At 62.9% G+C, this 7,378-nt stretch carries 6 protein-coding genes; all 6 read left to right on the top strand.

Annotated elements, in window-relative coordinates; translation table 11 throughout:
* Positions 1–80: 80 nt before the first annotated feature.
* The 6 genes from VIO10_RS08060 (at position 81) to VIO10_RS08035 (ending at position 7,306) form a co-directional block, all read left to right on the top strand.
* Positions 81–1,052, top strand: a complete 972-nt coding sequence (locus VIO10_RS08060; RefSeq protein ID WP_331962038.1) for a glycosyltransferase family 9 protein — start codon at positions 81–83, stop codon at positions 1,050–1,052.
* A gap of 68 nt (positions 1,053–1,120) precedes the next feature.
* On the top strand, positions 1,121–1,978 hold the full coding sequence (gene htpX / locus VIO10_RS08055) for a zinc metalloprotease HtpX (protein WP_331962035.1): 858 nt from the start codon (positions 1,121–1,123) through the stop codon (positions 1,976–1,978).
* Between the two features lie 11 nt (positions 1,979–1,989).
* A complete protein-coding gene (locus tag VIO10_RS08050) occupies positions 1,990–2,460 on the top strand; it encodes a DUF1844 domain-containing protein (protein ID WP_331962032.1) in 471 nt (156 codons plus the stop codon).
* A gap of 105 nt (positions 2,461–2,565) precedes the next feature.
* The gene (locus tag VIO10_RS08045; RefSeq protein ID WP_331962030.1) at positions 2,566–3,984 is read left to right on the top strand and encodes a DegQ family serine endoprotease; all 1,419 of its coding nucleotides are present in this window, start codon (positions 2,566–2,568) and stop codon (positions 3,982–3,984) included.
* An 18-nt stretch (positions 3,985–4,002) separates the two neighbouring features.
* On the top strand, positions 4,003–6,369 hold the full coding sequence (locus tag VIO10_RS08040; RefSeq protein WP_331962027.1) for a PBP1A family penicillin-binding protein: 2,367 nt from the start codon (positions 4,003–4,005) through the stop codon (positions 6,367–6,369).
* Between the two features lie 7 nt (positions 6,370–6,376).
* Complete coding sequence (locus VIO10_RS08035; protein WP_331962025.1) at positions 6,377–7,306, top strand: tetratricopeptide repeat protein; 930 nt, start codon at positions 6,377–6,379, stop codon at positions 7,304–7,306.
* The last annotated feature ends 72 nt before the right edge of the window (positions 7,307–7,378 follow it).

Below are 7,378 nucleotides of genomic sequence, written 5' to 3'. Positions count from 1 at the left end.
GCCGTCAGGCCGCATCTTTATCTTAATATTGGGTGCAGGGGTCACCCCCTGCGGTCACCCCTGCTGATAGACTGTTCCCAATGACGCCGCATGAGAGAATCGCGCGTTCCATCCGTCGCGTGCTGGTCATTTTTCCGGGCGCGCTCGGCGACCTCATGTGCTTGATGCCGGCGCTTGGGGCGATCGCGCGGCGCCACCCGGGCGCTTGCGTCGAGCTGATGGCGCGCTTGGAGCTGGCCCGGCTCGCAGCCGGAAGAACCGTCGTCGCACGCGGTCATTCGATAGAGGCTCGCGAGGTCGGCGCGTTATTCACTGATGACACTTCGGGCGACGCGCGCCGATTCTTCGCGGATTTCGATCGCATCTACTCGTTCTTCGCCTCGGACGACTGGCGTTTTCGCGCGCGATTGGCGGCGGCGACCGATGGGCATGTCTCGTTTCATCCGTTCCGCCCCGGCGGTGACGGCCACGTGTCAGCGGCCTACTTGCGGGCGATTGAGATTGAAATTGACGCGGCCGCTTCACCGGTGTATCAGCGGCTCGAACCGACCCCGGACGACCTCGCGGCAGCCGCGCGTGCGATTGAGCAATCGGGATGCGCCGGCTCAAATTTGATTGTGATTTTTCCCGGCAGCGGAAGTCCCGGCAAGAACTGGCCGGCGCATAAATTCGCGGCGCTCGCGTCGATGCTGTCGCTGTCGGACCACGCGGGCGTCGCGGTCATTCTGGGCCCCGCCGAAATATCGCTGGAGCCGATCTTTCGCCAGTCCGGCGTCGTGGTCCTGAAGCAGCTCGATTTGCCGACGGTCACGGCGATCGCGCGCGTCGCCTCGGCCTTCGTCGGTAACGATTCGGGCGTGTCGCATCTGGCGGCCGCGGCCGGCGCGTCTGGTGTGGCAATCTTCGGGCCGACCGATCCCGCGCGATGGCGTCCGCTGGCGCCGGGCGCGGGTGGACGGATCGAAGTTCTCAGGCGCAACCCCATCGATTCCATCGAGGCCGATGAAGTCGCCGGCGCGTTGTCAAAATTTGTGGCGCAGCGTCAAAACTAATACACTGAAAGGGACATGTATCATCGGGCAACATATGTCAGGTCGCGCGAGGGAGTGAAAAAGGGGCTATGAGCTTCTTCAAGACGACGATGCTGCTGGGCCTGATGACGGGTCTGCTGATGGTAATCGGCGGGCTGCTCGGAGGTTCGCGCGGCGTCGCGATCTTTTTCGTCATCGCCGCGGTGATGAACTTCTTCAGCTACTGGTTCTCCGACAAGATCGTGCTGCGCGCTTACGGGGCGCAGGAACTGGACGCGGGTTCGGCGCCGGAACTGTACTCGATCGTCAACGAGCTGGCGCATTCGGCGGCAATCCCGATGCCGCGGCTGTACCTTATCGATTCCGACACGCCCAATGCGTTTGCGACCGGCCGCAACGTGCATCATGCCGCCGTCGCCGTGACGCGCGGGATCATGCGAATCTGCACGCGCGAGGAGTTGAAGGGCGTCATCGGCCATGAACTCTCGCACGTGACCAATCACGACATATTGACCAGCTCGATCGCGGCCACCATGGCCGGCGCCGTGATGATGATCGGCTCGATGGTTCGATGGGGCGCGATCTTCGGACTGGGCGGTCGCGACGACGAGGAAGGCGGGCTGGCGGGGCTGCTGGTCGCGGGCATTCTCGCGCCGATCGCGGCGACCCTCATTCAGCTCGCGATTTCGCGCACGCGCGAGTACCAGGCCGATGCGAGCGGCGCCGCGCTTACGCATAATCCGTTGTACCTGGCCAGCGCGCTGCGCAAGCTCGAGGCCGCCAACGAGCGGATGCCGATGGACGCCAGCCCTGCGACGGCCCATCTGTTTATCGTCAACCCGCTAAGCGCGGCGGGAATTTCGCGGCTGTTCTCGACCCATCCGCCGATCGAGGAGCGAATCCACCGCCTCGAGCAGATGTCGGCCGGACAGATTGGACAAGGGTGAGGGCGCCGTCGATGGGAGAATCAGAAGACAAGCGGGGATTCAAGGTTCAGGACCGCCGACGCTTCTCCGCCGAAGGCGAGGCCAAGCCAGGCGACGAGGCGCCATCTGATAGCGGCGAAGCGTTGGAAATAAAATCCAAAGCCGACGCGCCCGGGCCGGAGTCGATTTCCAAGCCGCAAGCCGCCGCCTCACAGCCCGCGGCGAATCGCCATTCGAGCCAAGCGCCGCTGGAGCTGACGTTCGCGGCGTTTCTATGGAGCCTGTCAGAGCAGGCCCTGGCGGCGCTGGGCGAAATACCCGACCTGGCAAGCGGTCAGGTGACGCACGACCTGATTTTGGCTCAGCAGATGATCGATATCATCATAATGTTGCGTGACAAGACGCGGGGAAATCTCGATCCCCACGAACAAGCCTTGCTCAAAGAGATTCTTTCCAGTCTGCAAATGAAGTACGTTGAATTGGCGAGACCGCCGGGCCGTTGAGCGGCAGTCTTCGCATAATCACACATGACGCATAATTTTTCCCGACCCATCGTCTTTTCTGGCGTCGCGATTTTTATCGCGACGTTCACCTTGATTGCCTCTGGCATGCCGGCACGCGCTGCGGATTCCGCGCCACCCACCCGCTTCTGGACCGAGCCGGCCGACCCCGCTCACGTGGCGAAAGCCCAGTCGATGCCGGACTTCGTTGATCTCGCAGCCAAGCTCAGCCCCGCCGTCGTGAACATCTCGACCGACGAACCCGCAGAACCCGCCGAGGCCGGCGAGCCATCGCCCGAGGAGTCTCCGCACGGCCTTCTGATGCCACCGCACTCGCATCCTTTCGAGGAGTTCGGCGGCTCGCCGCACTCCAAGGCGCTTGGCTCCGGCTTCATCATCACCAAGGACGGCTACATCCTGACCAACGAGCACGTCGTCGAGGGTCCGGGCGCAGTCACCGTGACCACGCAGGACGGCCGCAATTACGCCGCCAAGATCGTCGGGCATGACGAGAAGAGCGACATCGCGCTGCTGAAGATCGATGCGAAGCACGACCTGGCGGTCGCGCCGCTGGGCAACTCCGACGACTTGAAGGTGGGAGAATGGGTGATGGCGATCGGAAATCCGTTCGGCTTCGACCATTCCGTGACGGCCGGAATCGTCAGCGCCAAGGGGCGCTTCATCCCGGGCAGCTACGAGGATTTCATCCAGACCGACGCGTCGATAAATCCCGGCAACTCGGGCGGTCCGCTGATCGATCTGCGCGGCGATGTGGTCGGCGTCAATTGCGCGATCTACACGCACACCGGCACCAGCATGGGAATCGGCTTTGCGGTTCCCATCGAACTGGTCAAGGAAGAGCTGCCGCAACTCAAGCGCTCGGGCAAAGTCGTGCGCGGATGGCTCGGCGTGTACATCCAGAAGGTGACACCCGAGCTGGCCGAGTCGCTGGGGCTGGCGGATTCACGCGGCGCGCTGGTTGCCAAGGTGCTCGACGGCGGACCAGCCAAAGTGGCCGGCGTCAGGCACGGCGACGTAATCGTGGCGTTCGACAATCAACCGGTCAGCGACTCGCGCGAATTGCCGCTGCTGATCGGCCGCACCGACCTGGGCCACAAAGGGACGCTCAAGGTGATTCGCGACAAGCAGACGATCGATCTGCCGGTCACGATTACGCAGTCGCGCGAGCCCGAAATCGTGGCGTCTGAGGAAAAATCGCAAAAGCCCGACCTCGGCGCCGTCTCGCCCTTCGGCCTTCACGTCAAGGACCTGAGTCCCGATCTCGCCAAAGAACTCGGGCTCGACGCGCCCGGCGGCGTCGTGATTTCGTCGGTGCAGCCCGGCAGCCGCGCCGACGAGGCGGGGCTTCGCGCTCGCGACGTGATCCTCGAGGTCAATCGCGCGGCCGTCAAGAACGTCGACTCGTACCAACATGCGCTGAAGACCAGCGCCAAGGGCAAGATCGTCCTGCTGCTCGTCAGGCGCGGCGACGCCACCATCTACGTGACCGTCAAGCCGGAGGCCTGAGCCGGGGACGGATTTCCGATGTCCCCGAAACGAATCCTGAAATTCGCGCTCATCGGCGTGGGCGCGATCATCTTGTTCGCCATCCCGCCGACCCTGTGGCTGTTTTTCAGCTACTACAATCAGCTCGAGAATGAAGTCGTCGCGCGGTTCTCGGGCAAGCGATGGAACATCCCGTCGCGCATTTATTCCGACTCGGTGCTAATTTACCCCGGCCAGGATCTTCAGGACCTCGGTTTCTTCGAGCGACTCGCGCGCCTGAATTACCACCCCGTCGATCCGGGCCACGTCGACTCTCGCGGCGAGTACAGCTTCGATCGCAAGCGCGGCAAGCTCGACATCTTTCTGCATAGTTTCGCCTATCCGTACGGCAACTTCGGCGGCGAATTCGTCGAGCTGACTCTTAAGGGAGACACGATCGAGTCGATGGGGGATCCGGTGACCCATAAACCGATCTTCTCGATCGAGCTGGAACCCGAACTCATCAGCGGCATCTTCGAAGGCGAATGGGAGCAGCGCCGGCTGGTGCGCCTGAGCCAGATTCCGCCCACGATGATCAATGCGATCCTGGCCGCCGAAGACCATCGCTTTTACGAGCATCACGGCGTTGACCTGGTCCGCACCATCAAGGCCGCGTATATCGATTTTACCTCGGGGCACGTGCGCCAGGGCGGCTCGACGCTCACCCAGCAGCTGATGAAGAACTTCTTCCTGAGCGGCGAGCGAAGCTACAGGCGCAAGCTCAAGGAAGCGATGATGGCGTACATTGCGGAGCGCAAATACTCCAAGGATGAAATTCTGGAGAACTATATTAACGATATCTACTTGGGCCAGCGCGGACAGGAAGGTATATATGGCGTCTGGGAAGCGTCTGAGTACTACTTCTCCAAGGAGCCGCGCGATCTGACTATTGGCGAAATGGCTACTATTGCCGGCTTGATCAGTTCGCCCAACCGGCTCAATCCGCTGCACCATCCCGACGCCGCACGGCCGCGACGCAACGAGGTCCTGGCCGCGATGCTCGAGGATGGGTACATCGGCAAAACCGCTTACGACGCGGCGGTCAGCGAGCCGCTGCATCCGCGGGAAGTTTATGCCGAGAGCAACGACGCCCCCTACTTTGTCGATTTCGTCAAGAAGGAACTGGCCGAGCGTTATCCGCCGCAGGTGCTCAGTGGCGAGGGTTTGCGCATCTTCACCTCGCTCGACGTGCACATGGAAAAGCTCGCCGAGAGTGCAATCGCGCACAATCTCAGCGATCTGGAGGCCAAGCATCCCAAGCTGGTCCGGCGCGAGACCAAGCAGCGCCTCGAGTCGTGCCTCGTCGCTCTCGAGCCGCAGAGCGGAAAGATTCGCGCGATGGCCGGTGGACGCAACTACCGCTCGAGCCAGTTCAATCGCGTTACTCAGTCCAAACGTCAGCCCGGTTCGGTCTTCAAGCCGGTTACCTACCTGGCGGCCTTCGACGAGACCCTGTCGGGAGGAGCGGAGAAGTTCCTGCCGACTACCTATATCGAGGACGCGCCCTTCACCTGGCAGTATGGCGACATGAGCTGGACGCCGAATAACTATCGCGACCGCTTCTTCGGCCACGTCACGCTCGAGTTCGCGCTCGGCGAGTCGCTAAACTCCGCGACCGCGCGGCTGGCCAACAGCGTCGGACTGGATCGAATCCGCGCGATGGCGTCGAAGCTCGGCTTTGGCGACTTGCCGCCCTACCCGTCGATCGTGCTCGGCGGAATCGAAGTCTCGCCGATGCAGATCGCGCGCGCGTACGCCGTAATTGCCAATGACGGGATGGAGATCCAGCCTTACGCCGTTACCGCAGTGGTCGACGAAAACAACAAGGTAATCGAGGGCCACGAACTGACCGCCGAACAGGTGATTTCGCCCCAACTCGCGTACATGATGCAGTTCATGCTTGAAAACGTGATCAATCACGGCACCGGCGCGGGCGCACGCGCGATGGGTTTCACGCGGCCGGCCGCGGGCAAGACCGGCACCACCAACGACGACAAGGACGCATGGTTCGCGGGCTTTACGCCCAACCTGCTGGCGGTGACCTGGACCGGTTTCGATCAAAAGGAAGAGCTGGGCCTGACCGGCGCGCAGGCTTCGCTGCCGGCGTGGACCGCTTTTATGAAAGCGGCGACTGCGGCGCGCCCGCCGCTCGATTTCACCGCTCCGCCGGGAATCGTCGAGGTGAAAGTCGATCCGACTACCGGCTATAAGGCGACACCCTATTGCCCGGTGACTATGATGGGCGTGTATCCGGAAGGTATGGCGCCAACTCAGGACTGCCCGTATCATAGTTCGGCGACGTCGTTGACTGGCGTGGACCACAAGATGCCCGAGGAGCCGAATCCAGTTGCTGATCCCAATGACTAGTTCGCTAATGAAGCGACTGGGCCCATTCGCTTTCGCAATATTTCTGCCGATGCTGCCGATTTCCGCGAGCGCATCGCCGCGGCAGCCGATGGTTGTCGCGGAACTCGAAGAGGAATCGATTCCAGCGCAGGATCTCGCGGCTCAGCCTGGTCCCGCCGCGCCGTCATCCACCTCCGCAGAGGCAAATCCCAATCCCGACACAAATCCCGATTCCGGTGATTGGGAACAGGTGCCTGCTGGGAAACCGACGCCCGCCGAACAGCCAGGGCCCGGCCAGCAGCAGCGGCCTCCTGCTAAACCAACGCCAACTCCGGCGCCCCCGCTCCCCGCAGAAGCCGAACCGCCCGATGTCGCGCCGGCGATCGACGTAGGTTCGATCGCGACGACGCCCCAAATCAGCGACTCTTCGCTGGCGCCGCTGATCGATACTGCGCCAACTCCCGCCCGTGCCGCATCGTTGAGAATCACCGAGCAGCAGCGCGTCGAGCTCGAGCAGGGGCACACTGACGGCGCGATTCGCGAACTGGCGCACGCAATTTCGATCGATCCGAGCAACTCGTACGCGTACTTCTACCTGGGGCGCGCATACGTCACGCGCAAGGACTACGCGCAGGCGCAGACGTTCTTCAAGCGCGCGGAAATTGGGCTCGCATCGGATTCCGCGTGGCTCGGCGAAATCTACGCGTTCGAAGGGCTCAGTCTCGAGGAGTCGGGTAAATCCGCCGAGGCCGCCGCCGCCTATCAGAAGGCTCTCGCCGCGAGTCCGGGCAACCTGACTGCGCGAGTCGGCGTTACGCGCGTGTCCGCATTCGTGCCTGCCGCTGCGAGCGTGTCGGCATCAGCCGCGGATCTTGACCAGCCCGCGCCCGCAGAGCCCGAAGCTCCGCCGGCGCCGGACGAAGCACCCGCTTTGCCGCCGCCCGCTCCGGCAGACTGAACGCACCGGTTACTTCGCGACTCCTGGCGGCTTTTCGCGGCACTCACCACTGGCTAATCTTGAATCCGCGCG

Source organism: Candidatus Binatus sp., from assembly GCF_036567905.1.
Taxonomy (GTDB): Bacteria; Desulfobacterota; Binatia; order Binatales; family Binataceae; genus Binatus.
The sequence above is the reverse complement of the archived record's forward strand: the minus strand, read 5'-3'. Positions and strand labels throughout refer to the sequence as shown.

Excerpts from the sequence above, each read along its gene's own strand:
- VIO10_RS08060 (WP_331962038.1), top strand. The coding sequence starts at position 81 with ATGACGCCGCATGAGAGAATCGCGCGTTCCATCCGTCGCGTGCTGGTC.
- htpX (WP_331962035.1), top strand. The coding sequence starts at position 1,121 with ATGAGCTTCTTCAAGACGACGATGCTGCTGGGCCTGATGACGGGTCTG.
- VIO10_RS08050 (WP_331962032.1), top strand. The coding sequence starts at position 1,990 with ATGGGAGAATCAGAAGACAAGCGGGGATTCAAGGTTCAGGACCGCCGA.
- VIO10_RS08045 (WP_331962030.1), top strand. The coding sequence starts at position 2,566 with ATGCCGGCACGCGCTGCGGATTCCGCGCCACCCACCCGCTTCTGGACC.
- VIO10_RS08040 (WP_331962027.1), top strand. The coding sequence starts at position 4,003 with ATGTCCCCGAAACGAATCCTGAAATTCGCGCTCATCGGCGTGGGCGCG.
- VIO10_RS08035 (WP_331962025.1), top strand. The coding sequence starts at position 6,377 with ATGAAGCGACTGGGCCCATTCGCTTTCGCAATATTTCTGCCGATGCTG.